Source organism: Shewanella waksmanii (assembly GCF_043643685.1).
GTDB classification, from domain to species: domain Bacteria; phylum Pseudomonadota; class Gammaproteobacteria; order Enterobacterales; family Shewanellaceae; genus Shewanella; species Shewanella waksmanii_A.
Genome location: NZ_JBHZSN010000005.1, coordinates 341,246 through 360,150, shown reverse-complemented (window position 1 = coordinate 360,150; position 18,905 = coordinate 341,246). Strand labels below are relative to the sequence as shown.

Sequence of the window (18,905 nt, the reverse complement as noted above, 5' to 3'; positions counted from 1 at the left end):
GCTGTCACTATTTAAAGTGAAATAAAAGGTCTGAAAGATAGAACATCTTAACCTCTGTACCCTACGCAGAGAATATTAGCGCATTAGACGGCATATGAAAAACTGTTTTTTATAAAAAACGACAATAATGTGATCGATGTCTAGAGTTTAGTGCATTTTTTAGGCTGGTTTTGGTTGTAAAATTTCACTTTTCTCTCATATTTTGAGCGAGTTAGTGATAAATAAACAAAAAACGTCCCCAAAATGATCTTTTAGGGACGTTTATTTGGCTTTGGCTGCTAACTTGGCCGAAACTGACGGATAATGGTGCTTAGTGTGCTTGTTCCCAGTTATCACCAATGCCGGCCTCGGCCAGCAATTCAACATCTAGACTGGCGGCATTTGCCATGATTTGGCATACCTTGTCTTGCAGTGATTGTGCGTGTTGTTCATCGACTTCAAATACTAATTCATCGTGTACTTGCATTATCATGGTGATCTCACCTTGGGTTTCTTCGGCAATCCACTTAGCAACATCGATCATGGCTTTCTTAATAATGTCTGCCGCTGTGCCCTGCATGGGGGCGTTAATGGCTGCACGTTCAGCCGCTTGGCGACGCATGGCATTACGGTCTTTTATCGCTGGCAGATATAATCTTCGGCCAAATAGCGTTGATACGTACCCTAAATCAGCCGCTTCAGCACGAGTGTCCTCCATATACTTTAATACGCCTGGGTAGCGTTGGAAGTAGGTATCGATATAGCGTTGAGCTTCTGCACGCGGGATGTCGAGCTGTTTTGCTAAGCCAAAGGCTGACATGCCATAAATAAGACCAAAGTTCACCGCTTTGGCTCGTCGGCGTTGCTCAGTAGTGACTTCACTAAAGTCGACGTCGAATACTTCTGCTGCCGTTGCGCGGTGAATATCTTTACCGGCAGCAAAGGCGCTTAATAGGCCATTATCTTGAGACAAGTGCGCCATGATACGTAACTCGATTTGCGAGTAATCCGCTGCGAGCACTTTGCGGCCTTCTGCAGCAACAAAAGCATGACGAATACGGCGTCCTTCTTCGGTTCGAATCGGAATGTTTTGTAAGTTTGGCTCACTGGATGATAAACGCCCTGTAGCTGCATTCGCTTGGTGGTAGCTAGTATGCACGCGCCCCGTTTTGGGGTTGACCATTAACGGTAGCTTGTCGGTATAGGTACTTTTCAGTTTAATCAGGCTGCGATGTTGCAAGATGATTTTCGGTAACGGGTAATCTAAGGCTAACTCCACTAACACTTCTTCTGCAGTAGAAGGCGCACCTTTGGGAGTCTTTTTGATTACCGGGTATCCTAATTTTTCGAAAAATAGCTTCTGTAACTGCTTGGTTGAGCTTAGATTAAACTTTTCACCTGCGATGTCGTAGGCTTGCTGTTCTAGCTCGTCGATCTTGCGTGCGAGCTCTTCACTTTGCTGGCCAAGCAACATGCTATCGATTAACACACCGTTACGTTCGATTTGCGATAATATCGACAAGAGTGGCAGTTCAATATCGGTAAAGACGCTGGCGAGTTCGCTGGCCTTTTCAAGTCGTGGCCATAGGTGTTGATGTAACCTCAGGGTGATATCAGCATCTTCAGCGGCATAAGGGCCAGCGGTTTCTAGTGGAATTTGATTGAAGGTCAGCTGCTTTGCACCTTTACCGGCAATTTCTTCGAAACTGATATTTTTATGCCCTAGGTACTTCAGTGCCAAATCATCCATATTATGTTTGGAGGCCACTGAATTAAATACATAAGACTCAAGCATAGTGTCAAAAGCTACCCCTTTTAGCTCGATACCCACATTGGCCAAAATGCTCATATCATACTTTAGGTTTTGACCAACTTTTTTCAGTTTAGGATCTTCGAGCAAGGGCTTAAGCTTAGCTAACGCCATTTCCATATCGAGTTGTTCAGGTGCATCGACATAATCATGGGCTAGGGGAAGATAGGCTGCTTCTCCGGCCTCAACAGCAAAGGACAAACCAACCAGTTTTGCCTGCATATAATCTAGGCTGGTAGTCTCAGTATCGATTGCGAAAAGTGCGCTGTTGGCTAACTTTTCTACCCAAGTATCAAGCTCTTCTAACGTTAAGATTGTACTGTAATGGGTTTCAACAGTTTTGGCTGCACTATCGGCTTGGGGCTCGTCACCGGCATCTGTGGTGGGTTTATCTGATAGTACTTCAGCTAACCAGCGTTTAAATTCCATCTCACCGTAGCATTTGATCAATTCATCCTTGTTTGGCTCATTGATGTTGAGTTCATGCCAGTCTTGGTCTAGCTCAACATCCAACTTTATTGTGGCGAGTTCATAGGATAGTTTGAGCATATCGCCATGTTCAGCAATTTTAGCCGGCATAGTTTTAGCGCCTCTAAAGCCAAGGGCCGGCATTTTATCAGGATTGGCCAAAATGGCTTCTACGCCTCCAACCCCGGTTAACATAGCTAGAGCGGTTTTTTCTCCTACGCCAGGTAAGCCTGGAATATTATCGGCCTTGTCTCCTTGCAGTGCTAACAGGTCGATAATCAGCTCAGGTCCTACTCCGAACTTTTCTGTGACCTCGGCTGGACCTAAAATGGTATTGGTCATGGTGTTGATAAGGGTAATGTTGTCATCAACAAGCTGAGCCATATCTTTATCGCCAGTACTGATTAACACCGCACGCCCTTCTTTACTGGCTTGAGTGGCAATGGTACCGATCACATCATCAGCCTCTACTCCAGGAATACTGACTAATGGCAGACCGAGCGCTTTAATAATTTGGTGAAGCGGTGCTATTTGGCTGCGCAAATCATCAGGCATTGGTGGACGTTGGGCTTTATATTCTGCATACATTTCGTTGCGAAACGTTGGCCCTTTAGCATCAAATACCACGGCCATTTGGCTTGGTTTATATTGATTCAATAAGCTACGCAGCATATTGATCACGCCATAAACTGCGCCCGTTGCTTCACCTTTAGAGTTAGTTAAATGTGGGGGTGCATAATAAGCTCGGTAAAGATAAGAAGAACCATCCACAAGGATTAAAGGGTTATCAGCAATAGTTGGCATATAGTTGTTTCGATTTAGCAATTCTATGATGGCGCTAGCATGCCACAGACTGGCGATTTCGGCCATGTTAAATTGAACCACTGCCTGTGGATAACTCTGTGAGCTAAAAATAGCATAAGATCCATAGGCTTAGAAAAGACTACGGGAAATGTTTTTTAAGTTGTTGATTTTTAACTTTAAAAAATAAAAGTGTGAACTAGATATGACTTCTTAACAATAAATTCTAATTTGTGGACTTATTATTTTTTGTCTTGTAAATAGACTTGACGTCAACCAATAAAGGTTATCAGTAAAGTCGATGCACTAACTTAGCATGAAAAATAGTCAGATCAAGGCTTTTGTTACAGTTTGGTTAAAACATAATCGTATATAGAAGGGCACTTTAATAAGAATTTACTAACTTCAATAATGTAAGTAGCTTAAACATCGCTTAGGGTTGCCTATTCTTACTTTGGTAAACTTATTGCTCTAATGTGTGTTGATATCTAATTAGTATTGGGATTGATAGAAATCAACGAAAGCTTTTATCCTGTTTTAACCTTCGGTGTGGGGTTATAAATGTTGCAATTGTTCAATGCTATCAACTGTCGTTGCTAAGTTTATTTCGGGGTAAAGATAGCGTGAGAGCAGCTGTTATGACTATAGAAGTTGTAGAACAGCAGTCTGGCCCTCACACTATTTAGCTGATTATTCGATTAAGTTTGTAGCCTGATTGCAACCTGGTTCGCTGCGTTTTGAATATCAACCAGCGTCATATTCGCTCCGGTCTTTTCTCCCATTGGGGGAGAAAAAGAAAGCCTGTTTTCATAGTCACTTAATGTTTGCCATCTAATTTTGTCATCTCTTGATGAATGAGGATAAAATCCTACAGTAATAGCATTATGAAGGCTTGCGACATGTAAAGGGCCTGTTGAACCAGCTATCATGACATCAGCTGCGACTAGAGAGCGTGAAAACTCACCTATATTCTTTATTGGATTTGCAGGCTCAGCAATATGGCCGAAGTCAGTTATGAGTTGTACGACCTGTTCAGCGAGTGGTTTCTCACTTGGACCAAAGGTAACGACAAACTTTAATGCAATACCACTTTTGGTGGCGATAATATTTGCTAGGTCAGCAAACTGTTGAGGAGATATAGAGCCTTCGGAGCCCCCGCTTCCTGGGTGAATAAAGATGAGCTTTTCATCACCTGTTTTACCATAAAACTCTTGCCACTTTTCTTTTTCATTTTGCACATCCCACAGTCGTTGTTCGATATCTGCGGGAGGAATATGGTTTTTGCATAAAAAATATTCAATATGATCTGTACAATATCGCCACTCAGGTTTTAAACAAGCGCTGCGGTTAAGTGGGGCTCTGTGAGTATACAGGTACTGATACCATTTTCGCCTTTGGCCTAAACGATATGGAATATTGGCTTCTTTTGTTATTTTAGCCATGTCTTTGTGGCTATGCAGGATAAGTGCGGCTTGGTAGTTGTTGGCTTTAATTTTGTCGATAAGCTTTGGATCATCTTTTTTATAGATCAAAATATTATCTATAAAATCAAACTGCTTAGCGAGTGATTCAATTAAAGGTGAAACGATAACGTCTATTTGAGCAAAAGGCATAGAGCGTTTAAGTAATGAGATAGCTGGTAGGGTGTGGCAAAAATCTCCAAGCTTATCGACTCTAACAATGAGTATACGTTCCATGGTCTATCGCCTAAATTAAAATAATGTGCTTTATACCTGTTTCAAATTTGCAAAACAATGATTGCAGGTACAGTTTTATTTAGTTGTGACAACACTAGTGTAGTTATATGCTTTATCACTAACTTTTAGCGAGCCTTTTGCTATCGATAAAGCCTTGTAATACACCGACTAACAGCCCACCTACATGAGCACCATTGGCAATGGACAGTCCAAACATATCGGTAAAGCCAAGAACTAGCCAAAACAGCATGAAGCCAACATAGGCTTTGGGTAAGCCTATGCCACATTGGGGCGCTCGGGTGCCCATAATCCATGTGTAACCAAACACGGCGTAAACAACGCCAGATAAACCGCCGAAATTGGGTCCGGTCATATAAAATTGAACGATATTTGGCAGGGTGCCGGCGACAACTAAAATGATGGCTAATGGCGCAAGGCCAATTCGGTTTTCAATTTTGCCACCTAGATACCACCACCATAGTAAGTTGAAGATGATATGAAGGGCTGAAAAGTGCATTAAACTAGGTGTGAATACTCGCCAAAACTGACTGAGTTCAGCTTGTGGTACTGCGCCGAAAAAAGAAAGATACTCAAATATTGGGTTGGCAAAGCCCACATTGAATCCAATGAAAATGACACTGCATAGCGCGATTATCGTTAAGGTTAACGGCCCCGCACCAGTGATGAATTGGCTGAAAAGCTGTAACGACGGGGCGCCATAATCAAATTTTGTTTGAGTGGAGCCATTATCCCAAGATGCTTGCAGATACTTTTCATCAAATGGGTGGTTGAGGAAAGCTTGGTACTCTACTCTAGCTTGCTGAAGGTGAGCTTCATCGTTAACGGTTAAGATAACCCCTTCAGCATGAGGGTGAATTTGGCATGCAATGCCTTGACCTTTGAGGTAATCGACTAAAGCTTGTGCTGCTCGTGGATTGGGCAGTAAACCGACTTCCCACATAGGTTTTCCTCTATCGTGCGCTTAAGAGCTTATGGGTGAACTATAGCTGTTCTCGCCAAGCCTGAAAACCACCATCTAAGCTGTAAACATCGTCGAAACCTTGTTCGTTAAGGTAAGTGGCTGCACTTTGGCTGCTGATACCATGATAGCAGACCACCACTAATGGCTGATCCATATCGGCATCGCCAATAAACTGGGCTAAGTTTTCATTGGTCAGGTGGATTGATTGCGGGATATTGCCTGCTTCGAAACTGGCGGCATCGCGAATATCGACTATTTGTGGTGTGCTCTCTTGGCACATTTGGATGAGTTGATTAACGCTTAAATGTTGAAACGCAGACATGCTACTTCCTGGTTGCTACTTTGCTAATGCAGCATAGTGTGCAATAAGGAGCTGCAGCTGTACAGCTCCTTATTCTGCGGGGCGTTATCGCCAGTCGAGAATGACTTTGCCAGATTGGCCTGAGCGCATGGCGTCAAAGCCAGCTTGGAAGTCATCAATGTTATAGTGATGGGTAATAATTGGCGAAATATCTAATCCTGATTGGATCAAACTGGCCATCTTATACCAAGTTTCAAACATTTCTCGGCCGTAAATCCCTTTAATCACTAGCCCTTTGAAGATCACTTTGCTCCAGTCAATGGCCATATCGCCGCCAGGAATACCTAGCATGGCAATCTTGCCACCATGATTCATGGTATCGAGCATTGAGTGGAATGCTGCTGGTACGCCAGACATTTCAAGGCCAACATCAAAGCCCTCTGTCATGCCAAGCTCTGCCATCACATCTTCTAAGCGCTCTGTGGCAACATTTACTGTGCGGGTCGCGCCCATTTTCTTAGCCAGATCAAGACGGTATTCGTTTACATCGGTGATCACCACATGGCGTGCGCCAACGTGCTTACAAACGGCTGCAGCCATAATACCGATAGGACCTGCACCGGTGATTAATACATCTTCACCAACCAGATCAAAAGATAAAGCGGTATGAACAGCGTTGCCAAATGGGTCAAAAATGGCTGCCAAATCATCCGAGATATCGTCAGGAATCTTAAACGCGTTAAATGCTGGAATCACTAGGTATTCAGCAAATGCGCCATCGCGGTTGACTCCCACACCTGAGGTATTGCGACATAAATGGGTACGGCCAGCACGGCAATTGCGGCAATGTCCACAAGTGATATGACCTTCTCCAGATACGCGATCGCCAATATTGAATCCGCGTACTTCTTGGCCTATTTCAACCACTTCACCAACATATTCATGACCAACAACCATAGGAACAGGAATGGTGTTTTGTGACCATTCATCCCAGTTATAAATATGAACATCAGTGCCGCAGATCGCGGTTTTGCTGATTTTAATTAATAGATCGTTATGGCCAAGCTCAGGCTTAGGCGCATCAACCATCCAAATGCCTTCTTCTGGCTTTAACTTGCTGAGTGCTTTCATAATGAGATCCTAAATAATACCCATCTCTTTTGCGATACGGGTAAAGGCATCAATGGCTCTATCTAACTGAGGTTTGGTGTGAGCCGCTGACATTTGGGTACGGATACGGGCTTGGCCTTTAGGTACCACAGGGAAAGAGAAGCCAATAACGTAAATGTTCTCTTCAAGTAAGCGGTTAGCAAAATCACTGGCAAGTTTGGCATCACCAATCATGACCGGAATAATGGCATGATCGGCGCCGCCTAATGTGAAGCCTGCCGCGGTCATTTTTTCGCGGAAATAACGGCTGTTTTCCCAAACGGCTTCACGTAGTGCCTGACCTGATTTGAGCATCTCTAGAACATGAATTGATGCAGTCACAATCGAAGGTGCGAGTGAGTTGGAAAACAGGTATGGGCGCGAGCGTTGACGTAGCCAATCAATGACTTCTTTTTTACCAGAAGTAAATCCACCTGATGCACCACCTAGTGCTTTACCTAACGTACCTGTGATGATGTCAACGCGATCCATGACTTCACAATACTCGTGAGTACCACGGCCTTCGTTGCCAACAAACCCGACGGCGTGAGAATCATCAACCATAACCAGCGCACCATATTTGTCAGCTAGATCACACACACCTTTAAGGTTGGCGATCACACCGTCCATAGAGAACACACCATCAGTGGCAATAAGAATATGACGGGCACCCGCTTCTTTAGCCGCTTTAAGTTGGGTTTCTAAGTCAGCCATATCATTGTTGGCGTAACGGAAACGTTTGGCTTTACACAAGCGAACACCATCGATGATGGAAGCGTGGTTAAGCGCATCAGAAACGATGGCATCTTCAGCACTGAGTAAAGTTTCGAATAATCCCGCATTTGCGTCGAAGCATGAAGAGTAAAGAATGGTATCTTCCATACCCAAAAAGTCACTTAGGCTTGCTTCTAATTGTTTGTGAATGTCTTGAGTACCACAAATAAAGCGCACCGAAGCCATACCAAAGCCATGTTTGTCTAGGCCTGCTTGAGCAGCGCTAATCAGCTCTGGGTGATTTGCTAATCCAAGGTAGTTGTTAGCACAGAAGTTCATGACTTCGTGGCCATTAACTTCAATTTCTGTTTTTTGTGCAGAAACGATAACGCGTTCGCTTTTATACAGGCCTTCAGCTTTTATATCTTCTAGCTGTTGATTAATTTGCTTGTAGAATGAGGTCGTAGCCACCTGCTGTCTCCTTCACTTATTTTTCTAGTTCTGCTCACTAAGTAATCGATTAATCATAGCGAATATTCGCTTAATTTGGTGTAGTGAGAGCAATGGTATTAGATGTCTATTACGATTTCTCAGGCGCTCGCTTGGTTGTTGGCGTCGAAAAATCCCGTTAAGGTGGCCGAATTCTAACCTTAAATGAAGCTAAGCAGACACTCTTTTTTACTAGGATTACCTAAGATCGTGCATAGGTCACTTTTAGATAACAAAAACTAATGTGAATATTAACATCACATTTAGTTGCTTGGCTGCTGAATGAGGCTTAGAGAGCTCGCGTAGGTGAGCTCTACTAATTTGCTAGGCGACTTCGTCAGTGACTTGTTGCTGGGCAAGTTGCTGATAGTGCTCTTCAATTCTAAGGAAAGTTTGCTTAGCGCTGGGTGTGGCATAAGCCTTAAAAATCATGATGACCCGCAATATTCCTTCATAAAGGGCGCTTTTGGTTATTTGAGTTTGATCGGCCTGGTGAGTTAAGCGATTACTGATCCAGAAACAAGCAATCATGCGAATTGTATCGGTTAGCGGTACGACCTCTTCATCGGCAATATCGAGTACGCCATCTTGTTTCAGTTTGATGAGAATTTGCGAGGCGCGCTGCAGGAAGGTTTCATGGGTTTTTGCATAAAGCTGATTTAATTCGCTATCCCTGCCAAGAATGATCACTAAGTTGGCATACATGAAGCGAAATTCCCATAAGGTATAGAAAAGCGCGTCAAAGTAGCCAACGAGCAGGTCGATATTGACCTCGTCATTTTCATAGGGCTGAAACCCTGCGGTGAGGTGCTCTTGATACAAGTCAAATATGCAGCGAATGATGTCTTCTTTATTGCGAAAATGGTAATACAGGTTGCCGGGACTAATACCTAGATGTGCAGCAATATGGTTGGTCGTGATGCTTCGCTCACCGTGTTCATTAAATAAAGCCAGGCTTGCGTGAATGATTTTATCGCGGGTTTTCATGATGTTCCTATCGCGTTTAACTAAGCGGTGCTATCGACATTGCTGCACATTCTGACAATAGCTCGTATTGTTTGATGATAACGCACCAATTTATCAGCACAATATTCATCAAGGCTACTCAGACCACTTATTGGTCTTGCTAGCTATTGGCTAACTGCTGATAGTGTTGCTCTAAGCGTTTAAAGGTCGGCAAGGAGCTCATTGTCGCGTGGGCTTTGAGTAACATGATGACGCGAAGTAGACCTTGATAAATAACAGCTTTATCAATGGTCACGGTACTTAGGTGAGTTTGTTTATAGCCAATCCAAAAGCAGGCGATCATACGCATGGTATCAGCAAGAGGGCGAATGTCATTGTCTTCAATATCGAGCAAGCCATCTTTTTTTAAGTTAGCCAAAATTGCGCTAGAGCGAGCTAATGCTTGCTCTTGGACAATCAAATAGCGTTCAAGTAATGCTTGGTCACGGTTGAGAATATCGGTGATGTTGGTGTACATAAAGCGGAAATGCCACAGAATATCGAACATAGTATCGAAGTATCCCACGAGCAATTCGACATCGACTTGCTGATCGACATAGGGTTGAAAGCCATCTTGTAACTTGGCTTCATACAAAGAAAATATTGACTGAATAATGTCTTCTTTGTTTTTGAAATGATAGTACAAATTGCCAGGACTAATACCAAGATCGGCGGCGATATGATTGGTGGTGATACTGCGCTCACCATGCTCATTGAATAATTTTAAGCTGCCATGCACAATCTTTTCGCTGGTTTTCATCGAGTTAGCAATCCTTTTCCATTTGTCGTTATCATTAACAATCTTTGCCTCTAACGCAAGCCTTTAACGGCGAATCACAGATATTATCAGGCTTATGTTAGAATTGAGGCAATACCGCCTAACCTAGACCCTAAGTACACATTTTATGAATCGTTTTGTCTATTCAGTGATCCTATATCTTATTTCGCCTTTATTAGTGCTGTATTTGGTTTTTCGAGGAATCAAAAGTCCGAGCTATCGCCAGCGCTGGTCAGAGCGGTTTGGTCTAAAGTCATTACGCCGTACTGATGTACTTTTTCACTGTGTGTCGATGGGGGAGACTCTAGCGGCAGTGCCGTTAATTAAACAGTTACTGGCTGAATCACCTCAACTTAGTGTCACCATCACCACCACAAGCCCCACTGGCTCCAACGAAGTGATAAAGGCATTTGGCGATCAAGTCCAGCACTGTTACCTACCGTTTGATATTCCGCTATGTACTCAGCGGTTTTTAACTCAGGTTGCGCCAAAGATGTGTGTCATCATGGAAACCGAGTTGTGGCCTAACTTACTGCATTTTTCCCATAAAAAAGCCGTTAAGCTGGTGCTTGCCAATGCACGTTTATCAGCTAAATCTGCTGCTAAATATCAACAGCGTCCTAGACTTTCCATTCCCATGTTACAGCAACTTGATTGTATTTTGGCGCAAGATAAACAAACGGCGGAGCGTTTTGTGGCTCTGGGCGTTGATTCTAAGAAGGTGTCGGTCACAGGCAGTTTAAAGTTTGATCTGAGTATTTCCGATGAACTAAAAGTTAACGCAAAAGCATTGCGTCAAATTTGGCGAGCAGAGCAGCGGCCGGTGTGGGTAGCAGGAAGTGTTCACCCTGGCGAGTTCACTCAGATGATTGCTGCTCATAAAACCGTGATGCAACGCTACCCGAGTGCGCTGATGATTATGGTGCCGCGCCATCCCGAACAGTTTAATGCTGCTGCCGATGCTGTGGTTTCCAATCAACTATCTCTAAGCCGGCGTAGTTTACAACAGACAGTGGATGACGGAACTCAGGTATTACTGGGGGATACCATGGGCGAGTTGCTGCAATTTTATGGCGCAGCCGATCTTGCTTTTGTTGGTGGAACCTTAATTGATAATGGTGGCCATAATCCATTAGAGCCTGCGGCACTTGGGTTACCGGTGTTTGTTGGTCCGCAACATTGGGATTTTGCTGAAATCACCCAATTGTTGCAACAAGCTGGTGGTTTACAGGTGGTGCAAGATAGCGATGGGTTAGCACAATCTTTAATTGCGCTGCTTTCTCAACCTGAAACCTATCGTGATGCTAGCCAAGCTAGTCTGGCTGTGGTTGCTGACAACAAAGGCGCCGTCAATAAACAACTACGTCACCTTATTGAATCATTAGGCTGATTAAGCACAGCTACACCGCGCTATAACCCTGTTGTAGCGCTTGCCAATTTTCCATCGTGAAACTGAGTTGTGGTTGTTTGTTTTTTTCTTTTTTAAATGAGCGTAATAGGCGCGCTAAGTTAGCCTGTTGCCAACGCGGATTTGGTGTTTTGATGCAGCCGCGATCAAAATCAATCAAGTAGAACTGCTCACCCGTTAGCAAAATATTTTTTGCATTTAAATCGGCATGATAGACGCCGCGCTGATGAAACTTTGCAATCAGTTTTCCTAGGGCATGCCATTGTTGAGCTGTCATTGAGGTTTTTGTTAGATGGGCGACGAGATCGCGTGCGCCTGCAACGCGCTCAATAATGATGTCGCCTTGATAGTGCAGACCATGGCGGGTAATTTGTGCGGCGATAGGTTTAGGGACATTGAAGCCTTCACCAAATAGTTGCTCTAGCAGTTTTAACTCTGCAACAGCGCGGGTATTGTGCAAACCGGTATAGAGGTAGGCATCTCGGCTGAGCTTTTCGATTAATCCACCACGGTAATAGTGGCGCAATACCCAATCATTATCGCTGCTGATGCTAATTGTATTCGGATCGATAAACCACGTGGTATAGCGCCCCGTTGATGTGCCAGTCACAGCTTGATGTTGTTGCCAAAATGCTGGCGAGAACCACAGAGGAGTAATGCTGTCAGGGGTATCTTTGCAATAGGCAAGGATATGTTTATCTATGGTTTTTATTTGCATGAACTGATTGATTTAATAGCTTGGCATGGCGCTATTCTACTCTAAGTGGCGCGATAGAGTCACCGTTGAGTGGCATTCGACAGTTTTTAGCGGCATTGCTTGGTGTGATGCTGGTTGTCGATTACACTCTTGTTATTGATTAAGACCTCGACGAGCTCCATGACTTTACATTTACAATCTGCCCAATCTCTGTGTTTATTGCGTCTTTCTGCTATTGGTGATGTTTGTCACGCGGTAGCCATGGTGCAAGCTATTCAGCGTCAATATCCTCATTTGAAGATAACCTGGGTCATTGGCAAAGTTGAATATCAATTATTGCGTCACCTTGAGGGGGTGCAGTTTGTGATATTTGATAAGTCTTTGGGGTGGCGCAGCTATTTGCAACTTCGACGAGCGTTGGCTGCAGAGAAATTTGATGTCTTGTTGCATATGCAGGTGGCATTGCGCGCCACGATTGCTTCTACAATGATACGCGCTAAAGTGCGGATTGGATTTGATCGTGCACGCGCCAAAGAAGGTCAATGGCTGGTGACAAACCATCAAGTTGAACCGCTCGCCACGCCGCATGTTTTAGAGGGTTTTATGGGGTTTGCCAAAGCTATAGGCGTGCAGGACTTGCAGCCATCTTGGCATATTCCAGTACCGGATGCAGATGTTGAATTTGCTCGGGGAATCATTGCAGATACCGATAAGGTCATGGTTATTTGTCCAGCTGCCAGCAAAGCTGAGCGTAACTGGCTTCCTGAGCGTTATGCCGCGGTGGCTGACTACGCGGCTAATCTTGGCTATCGAGTTTTATTGTGTGGTGGCCCGACGACGCTTGAGGCTAACTTAGCTACCCGTATCGCATCTGAAACTCGCTGTGAAATTGAAAACTGGGTTGGCCGCACCAGTTTGACGCAATTGTTGGCAGTGTTAAAGCAAGCAAGTTTAGTGATTGCACCCGACACCGGGCCTGCACACATGGCGGTGACCCAAGGCACACCGGTTATTGGCTTATATGCTCATTCCAATCCAGGTCGAACCGGACCTTACCTATTTCTGGACCATGTGGTTAGCGTTTATCCAGAGGCGATTGTCAAACAATATGGCCAACAGGTCCCTTGGGGAACTCGGGCCAAAGGGCAAGATTTGATGGCCTTAATTACGGTGGAAATGGTCACTAAACGTATTGATCAGCTGTCGCAACAGTAGCCGCTGTTGTGGTAAGCTAATTGGCTTGAGGATCTGTTTAGCTAAGCCACGCTGAATAGCATTTTACTGGGATGTAAAAATCAATTAGCTGAACACTATGGATGTATTCGATGTCTGCTGCGCCTAAGTTTTTGTTCGTTCCTGTGTCTTCTGACGAAGGTATCGGCGAATATATGCGCTCGAAAATTATTGCCGACGAAGTGATGCGCCGCTGGCCTGATGCGCAGATAGACTTTGTGCTTAATCGGTATGCCCCCTATATTCATCAGTGCCCTTACCGTACTCATTTAGTCGATGATACGCCGACCAAGAAAGTCAAAGAAGTCAATCAACTGGTGACTGACTTACAGCCTGATATCGTGATTTTTGATGCCGCCGGCCGTAAAGCACAGCTTAAGCACGCCAAGCGTTGTGGGGCGAAAGTGATTTTTATCAGCCAGCACCGTCGTAAACGATCGCGAGGCATGAAAATTGAGCGCGCGTTAGTGACTGACAGTCATTGGGTTGTGCAGCCTGAATTTGTGATTGGTGATATTAGCGCTGTAGATAAGCTCAAACTCGATTTAATAAACCGACCATATCCTAAGTTTACCGGATCTATTTTTTCGCAACCCGATGAATCGCAACTGCAAGCTCTGCTAAAGCAATATCAGTTAAGCCATGGGGGCTACTTGTTATACAGTGCGGGGTCCGGGGGCCACAAGTTGAAAGCAGGCTTAGCCGCTGACCTTTGGGCTGAAGTGGCGACAAATGTCTATGCTAAGACGGGTATATCGAGTGTCATGGTGTATGGGCCTAATTATCCTCATGCAATTCCAGAACTTCCTGGGGTTATTGCAGTGTCGGCTTTTACGAGTAGCGAATTTATAAACTTATTATCAGCTGCTAGAGCGGCGATTTTGAGTGGCGGAGATACCTTATTACAGGCTATTGCCCTAAATACCCCTAGTTTAGTCGTGGCTGTTTCTAAAGATCAGCCTAGTCGCATTGCTCAGTGTTATAAAGCGGGCCTCATTGCGACATGCAGTGACAATGTGCATGCCATGGAGGAGGCGACGTTGATACTATTACAAGAAGAAAGTCAACAATTCTTGAAGTCAAATAATGCTCAGTTGTCGCGTGGCAATGGCCTCACTATTGCGATGCAAGATATTGAGCAGTTACTCACGTTATCATGAAAAAGCGAATTGCTATTGCCATTGATAGCTTAGCCGGTGGTGGTGCAGAGAGGGTTGCTATCACTTTAGCGATGGAGCTCCATCGTCAAGGGCATGAGCCACATTTGCTTATTATGTTACCTCACATTGAACACCAAGTTCCTGAGGTGATTCCAACGCACTTTTGCTTTGAACATAAAAATCAAAATATTGACAGTGTAATAAACCTAAAGCGGTCTGCTAATCAATTGCGTATTTGGATTGATAGGCTTGAGCAGCAGTATGGCAGATTCGACCTGTTTTTATCCAATCTTGATAAAACCAATATATTGATGACAAAGGTTAAGGTGTCACCGTTATATTGTGTGGTCCACAATTCGATAGTTTCGGAGTTAACTCGGCAGCGAAAACTCGGACCGCTGGCTTACTTTAAGATGCGGCGTGCAAAACGAGCTCTAAATGGCCAACACTTGATTACGGTATCAAAAGGCATTGAGACCGAACTAAAACAGTTGTCGATGATTAAACCTGCTTCAGTGACGACCATCTATAATCCGTTTGACTTTGAGGCCATACAGGTGCTGGCGCAATCACCCTTACCTGAGAATATACCTGAAAACTATATTGTGCATGTGGGGCGTGTGGCTAAACAAAAACGTCATGATGTTTTGTTTAAATCACTGGCGAAAATGCATCAAAATATACCTTTGGTGTTGTTATGCGGTAATCCGAAAAAAGCTTACAAAATCGCGAAACGTTACGGTGTTGCAGAAAAGGTGATTTTGCCTGGTTTTCAAGCTAACCCTTACCCTTGGATAAAACATGCTCGATTGTTGGTATTAAGCTCTGATTACGAGGGGTTGCCAACAGTTTTAATTGAGTCGTTGATTTGTCATACACCTATCGTGAGTACAACCTGCCCCCATGGTCCTACTGAAATAATGACAGGAGAGTTAGCCCAGTTTTTGGTACCAATGCGATCTGCCGCTGCATTAGCAGATACTATGGACGCTGCGTTAAGTCAGTACCCGACCTTAGATGATGCCTCTATTTTACGACAGGTTTCTCAAACCCAGGTTGCTAAACAATATTTGGCGCTATTGGACTAAGTAGGCTCGTATCGATAGCTGGGTTGCGATTGCTAACACTCGCTAATACCTGCACGACACCAAGTGAGCTTGGCATTGATGCTTTGCTGGAATATCACATCATTTTTGTGTAGTTGGGCACGGCAGCTCTCTTGATGATCAAGGTGGTAAGCAACAGCGCTAAACTTGCTGACTTTGCGTAATATACCCGCATTGATCATGCGTTGGGCAAATTCTTTATCTTCGGGGCCCCAACCTTCAAATTCCTCATTGAAACCATTGATATTAATGACATCCTGGCGCCAAAAAGCTAAGTTGCAGCCATGAATACCCACGGTCGATTGAGGGGTTTTATGGCTGAGCATGTTTGCAAGTGCTCGGCAGCGTATTGTTAGCTCTCTTCCTCTAGCAATTCCTTTGGATAAGGGATGAGGTAAGGCCTGTTGTTGCTGGACTAAGCCGCTTAACTTTGCATTCATTTTGACTCGCTTGCCTGTAATGAAGCGTGCGGGTTGAGCATGATACTTATGGTCAGCGATGAAGTTCTTTTCGAGTACCATATCGCCATCAATCATCACGATATAGTCATGGTTGGCTTTATCGATAGCTTGATTACGGCTACGAGATAGTCGAAAGCCTTTATCTTGTTGCCAGCTATGGTGCAGTGGCACTGGAAATGTGGATTGGTAGGCTTTTATTAGCTGCTCGGTTTGTTTACCAGAGCCATCATCAGCAATGATTACTTCATCAGGCAAGCACGATTGTCGCAATACACTTTCGAGTACCGCTTTAAGTGCTTCAGGCCAATTATAAGTGGTAATAATCAAACTGATTTTCATCGCAACCTCTACACAAAATTGTTCGCCTCTTATATACGTCATTTTATGTAAGTCGTCGAATTTACTGTGTTTTTTGTTTTTTTATGGTTAAGGTTGCAGCAAAAGTGTTGAGATGAAGTGATGGGCTAGGCGAAAAGGAGGTGTACCGTTTGTTAACAAAAAAGGAGAGCAATATGCTCTCCTTAATTGGACGCCATACAGTAAATAAACGCTAGTATTTATGGCTAGGGTGGATAAGGCCAAACACAAAACTCAATAACCCAATGGGCAACTTAGTCTTTCGTTGTTGCTTCAACATATACACATGCCATGCTTGCTGCTTATACAGCAAAATATCTTCATCAGATAAGGTATCTTTAAAAATATCGCAGTAATCAATAATGTATTTCATGTCACGCATGGGGACTTTTTGGCGGTAGCCACGGCCTGAATAATGAATGAAATCGGCCTTTTGATAGTCATCGTAGCCTAATAACATCATGCGATTAAATTCAGCATCGGCCCCAACACTTTTAATACCATCGCGGCGAATTAGATAGTTGATATAGGTTTGATCGTAAAATTTGACGTGGTTACAGATGGCTTGCATCTCTTCAATGCTGGCGTTATTAAACAGGCCCGTTTCTTTAGAAACTAAGAACATCCCTGAGTTATAGTACACTGTCATGTCATCTTCTTTGGGCCACTCAACTTCACCTAAAATGGCGTTGATCTGCTCAGCTTGTGCCCCCCGATCTCTGTGACGACCTTCATTAAACATATAAACTGTATCTAAATCAGGACATTCAGCAAAAATGTCTCGTGCCCAAGGTGTGACGATCATGTCGGCATCGAGATAAAGCACGCGATCATACTCTTTCAAAACTTCAGTAATGTAGAGCTTTTCTGACCATGCTGGGCTGGCATCAAACTTGGGTTTGTTTATGTCAATTTTATAGTGCAATTGATCAGAAACAATGACATCGGCACCAATACGTTTCCCGTAGGCTTTAAAACTATCTACCGCGGCGCGATACATGGGGTTGTCGCCGATAGCGAGAGTAAAAATGGCTTTCTTCACGCAAGTTGCCTTTGGGTCAATCTCAACTGGTCATTTGAGAGTATTTGCTAAACACGCGCTCTACTGAAATATCCGCAATATGGCCTTTACCTTCTGTTGCGTACATAACGTGAGACGTTGCTGTTTCTGGGGGGGCCCAATAGGGCTTTTTCTGCCGCATCATTGCCAGTAAGGGGCGTTTCGCTGCAAAAGCGAAGTGTAAAATTGCGGTATCGACAGTGATAATAAAATCGGCACTGGCAATGAGTGAGGGCAATTCGAAAAAGTGTTCATTAACAGTAAATACTGCTACCTGTAATCCAGTTTTTTGACAAAAAAGCGCTGTTGCCTCTGTCACGCTTGGATAACTTTCCGGCGTTGTATTGATAATGAAACGTTGACCAGGGTCTTTTGCGGCAATTTTTTCGATGAGTTCGAATAGATATTCTATTGGCCAATCTTTTTTTACATTGGTTGATAAATGGTTCATAAATAGCAATTTTCCCTGCTTACTTGGATCAGGAAATTGCTCATCTAGCCAAGCTTTAGTTATTGGCGAGATATTTGTAGGCACCACTAAATTCGGCAGCATATCTGGCTTAGACAGGTTCATTCCAGTAATACTCTCAAAGATATGTTGATAGCGATCTGTTATGTGGTGTGTTGCAGGCAACATATCGTCTTTTAGCACAAAAGTGGCATCGGAGTGGCGGAAAAACCAGCCATTCAATATGCCAAATGACGCTTTTTTGGGGATGCTTGAAACAATGAATGCAGAAGGAGAAATCTCTCTGGCTAATTGAGAGTATTGATGGCTTTTACTTACGGTATGACAAAAAATAATGTCATAGTTTTGTTGTTTAGCTTGCTTCACATGCGCATTCATGGCTTCGGTAGAGTGGGTGCAGCCAAATGTAAGGTTGAATGCGCCCTCTGCAGCCATCCATTGTTGTAGGATTTTACTACGAGAAAGTCGCCATGCATCTTCATTGCAACGATTGTCATCCAACCATATGTCTAACTCAATATGAGGATGTTGTTGTTTTAGTGCAATTAAAAATGTTTTCAAATAGAGGAAATCACCCAGCGCTACGGGAGACATAAATAGCATACGACGACACTGAGCCAGTCGTGATGTTGAGATAATTGGCATGGGTAATTGTTCCTGTTTTTGACAGGCTAAGCATACCTTGAATCAACCGATTTCAAAAGTTAGTCGGTCACTATCCGCTTTAATTAGCCGATTTTTTTAGCCTAAGTAGACAATTGTCTGTACGGATATAGTTTCG

The 18,905-nt window shown here is 43.8% G+C and carries 16 protein-coding genes; 4 read left to right on the top strand and 12 right to left on the bottom strand.

What is annotated here, in order from left to right; all coding sequences use genetic code 11:
* Positions 1 to 310: 310 nt before the first annotated feature.
* The 8 genes from polA to ACHUFW_RS10320 form a co-directional block, all read right to left on the bottom strand.
* Positions 311 to 3,061 (bottom strand): DNA polymerase I, encoded by a 2,751-nt coding sequence (gene polA, locus ACHUFW_RS10355; RefSeq protein ID WP_394202895.1) that lies wholly within the window; start codon positions 3,059 to 3,061, stop codon positions 311 to 313.
* Positions 3,062 to 3,756: 695 nt separating this feature from the next.
* Complete coding sequence (locus ACHUFW_RS10350; protein ID WP_394202800.1) at positions 3,757 to 4,755, bottom strand: glycosyltransferase family 9 protein; 999 nt, start codon at positions 4,753 to 4,755, stop codon at positions 3,757 to 3,759.
* 118 nt (positions 4,756 to 4,873) lie between these two features.
* Complete coding sequence (gene glpG / locus ACHUFW_RS10345) at positions 4,874 to 5,716, bottom strand: rhomboid family intramembrane serine protease GlpG (protein WP_394202798.1); 843 nt, start codon at positions 5,714 to 5,716, stop codon at positions 4,874 to 4,876.
* A 40-nt stretch (positions 5,717 to 5,756) separates the two neighbouring features.
* Entirely contained in the window at positions 5,757 to 6,059 is a 303-nt protein-coding gene (glpE, locus tag ACHUFW_RS10340; protein ID WP_394202796.1) for a thiosulfate sulfurtransferase GlpE, read from the bottom strand.
* Between the two features lie 84 nt (positions 6,060 to 6,143).
* Positions 6,144 to 7,169 (bottom strand): L-threonine 3-dehydrogenase, encoded by a 1,026-nt coding sequence (tdh, locus tag ACHUFW_RS10335; RefSeq protein ID WP_394202794.1) that lies wholly within the window; start codon positions 7,167 to 7,169, stop codon positions 6,144 to 6,146.
* 9 nt (positions 7,170 to 7,178) lie between these two features.
* Complete coding sequence (locus ACHUFW_RS10330) at positions 7,179 to 8,372, bottom strand: glycine C-acetyltransferase (RefSeq protein WP_394202793.1); 1,194 nt, start codon at positions 8,370 to 8,372, stop codon at positions 7,179 to 7,181.
* A 342-nt stretch (positions 8,373 to 8,714) separates the two neighbouring features.
* Positions 8,715 to 9,377, bottom strand: a complete 663-nt coding sequence (locus ACHUFW_RS10325; RefSeq protein WP_394202791.1) for a TetR/AcrR family transcriptional regulator — start codon at positions 9,375 to 9,377, stop codon at positions 8,715 to 8,717.
* A 139-nt stretch (positions 9,378 to 9,516) separates the two neighbouring features.
* Entirely contained in the window at positions 9,517 to 10,155 is a 639-nt protein-coding gene (locus tag ACHUFW_RS10320; RefSeq protein ID WP_394202789.1) for a TetR/AcrR family transcriptional regulator, read from the bottom strand.
* Positions 10,156 to 10,300: 145 nt separating this feature from the next.
* Between ACHUFW_RS10320 and waaA the strand changes: the two genes are divergently transcribed.
* Entirely contained in the window at positions 10,301 to 11,563 is a 1,263-nt protein-coding gene (waaA, locus tag ACHUFW_RS10315) for a lipid IV(A) 3-deoxy-D-manno-octulosonic acid transferase (protein WP_394202787.1), read from the top strand.
* A 10-nt stretch (positions 11,564 to 11,573) separates the two neighbouring features.
* Here the strand turns inward: waaA and ACHUFW_RS10310 are convergent, their stop codons facing one another.
* Positions 11,574 to 12,299, bottom strand: a complete 726-nt coding sequence (locus tag ACHUFW_RS10310) for a 3-deoxy-D-manno-octulosonic acid kinase (protein WP_394202785.1) — start codon at positions 12,297 to 12,299, stop codon at positions 11,574 to 11,576.
* 159 nt (positions 12,300 to 12,458) lie between these two features.
* Here ACHUFW_RS10310 and ACHUFW_RS10305 point away from each other — a divergent pair, with 159 nt between their 5' ends.
* The 3 genes from ACHUFW_RS10305 to ACHUFW_RS10295 all read left to right on the top strand — a co-directional run bounded on the left by ACHUFW_RS10305 (position 12,459) and on the right by ACHUFW_RS10295 (position 15,759).
* Positions 12,459 to 13,493, top strand: coding sequence for a glycosyltransferase family 9 protein (locus ACHUFW_RS10305; RefSeq protein ID WP_394202784.1), 1,035 nt, complete (start codon positions 12,459 to 12,461; stop codon positions 13,491 to 13,493).
* A 110-nt stretch (positions 13,494 to 13,603) separates the two neighbouring features.
* Complete coding sequence (locus ACHUFW_RS10300) at positions 13,604 to 14,671, top strand: glycosyltransferase family 9 protein (protein WP_394202782.1); 1,068 nt, start codon at positions 13,604 to 13,606, stop codon at positions 14,669 to 14,671.
* Positions 14,668 to 15,759 carry a glycosyltransferase gene (locus ACHUFW_RS10295; protein WP_394202780.1) on the top strand — a complete coding sequence of 364 codons (1,092 nt, stop codon included), beginning with the start codon at positions 14,668 to 14,670 and terminating at the stop codon, positions 15,757 to 15,759. The genes ACHUFW_RS10300 and ACHUFW_RS10295 overlap by 4 nt, the downstream gene beginning before the upstream one ends.
* A gap of 32 nt (positions 15,760 to 15,791) precedes the next feature.
* On the opposite strand, the gene ACHUFW_RS10290 is transcribed toward ACHUFW_RS10295, so the two are convergent.
* The 3 genes from ACHUFW_RS10290 to ACHUFW_RS10280 form a co-directional block, all read right to left on the bottom strand.
* On the bottom strand, positions 15,792 to 16,577 hold the full coding sequence (locus ACHUFW_RS10290) for a glycosyltransferase family 2 protein (RefSeq protein WP_394202778.1): 786 nt from the start codon (positions 16,575 to 16,577) through the stop codon (positions 15,792 to 15,794).
* Between the two features lie 211 nt (positions 16,578 to 16,788).
* Positions 16,789 to 17,637 (bottom strand): glycosyltransferase, encoded by an 849-nt coding sequence (locus ACHUFW_RS10285; protein ID WP_394202776.1) that lies wholly within the window; start codon positions 17,635 to 17,637, stop codon positions 16,789 to 16,791.
* Positions 17,638 to 17,659: 22 nt separating this feature from the next.
* Positions 17,660 to 18,769, bottom strand: coding sequence for a glycosyltransferase family 9 protein (locus ACHUFW_RS10280; protein WP_394202775.1), 1,110 nt, complete (start codon positions 18,767 to 18,769; stop codon positions 17,660 to 17,662).
* Positions 18,770 to 18,905 lie beyond the last annotated feature (136 nt).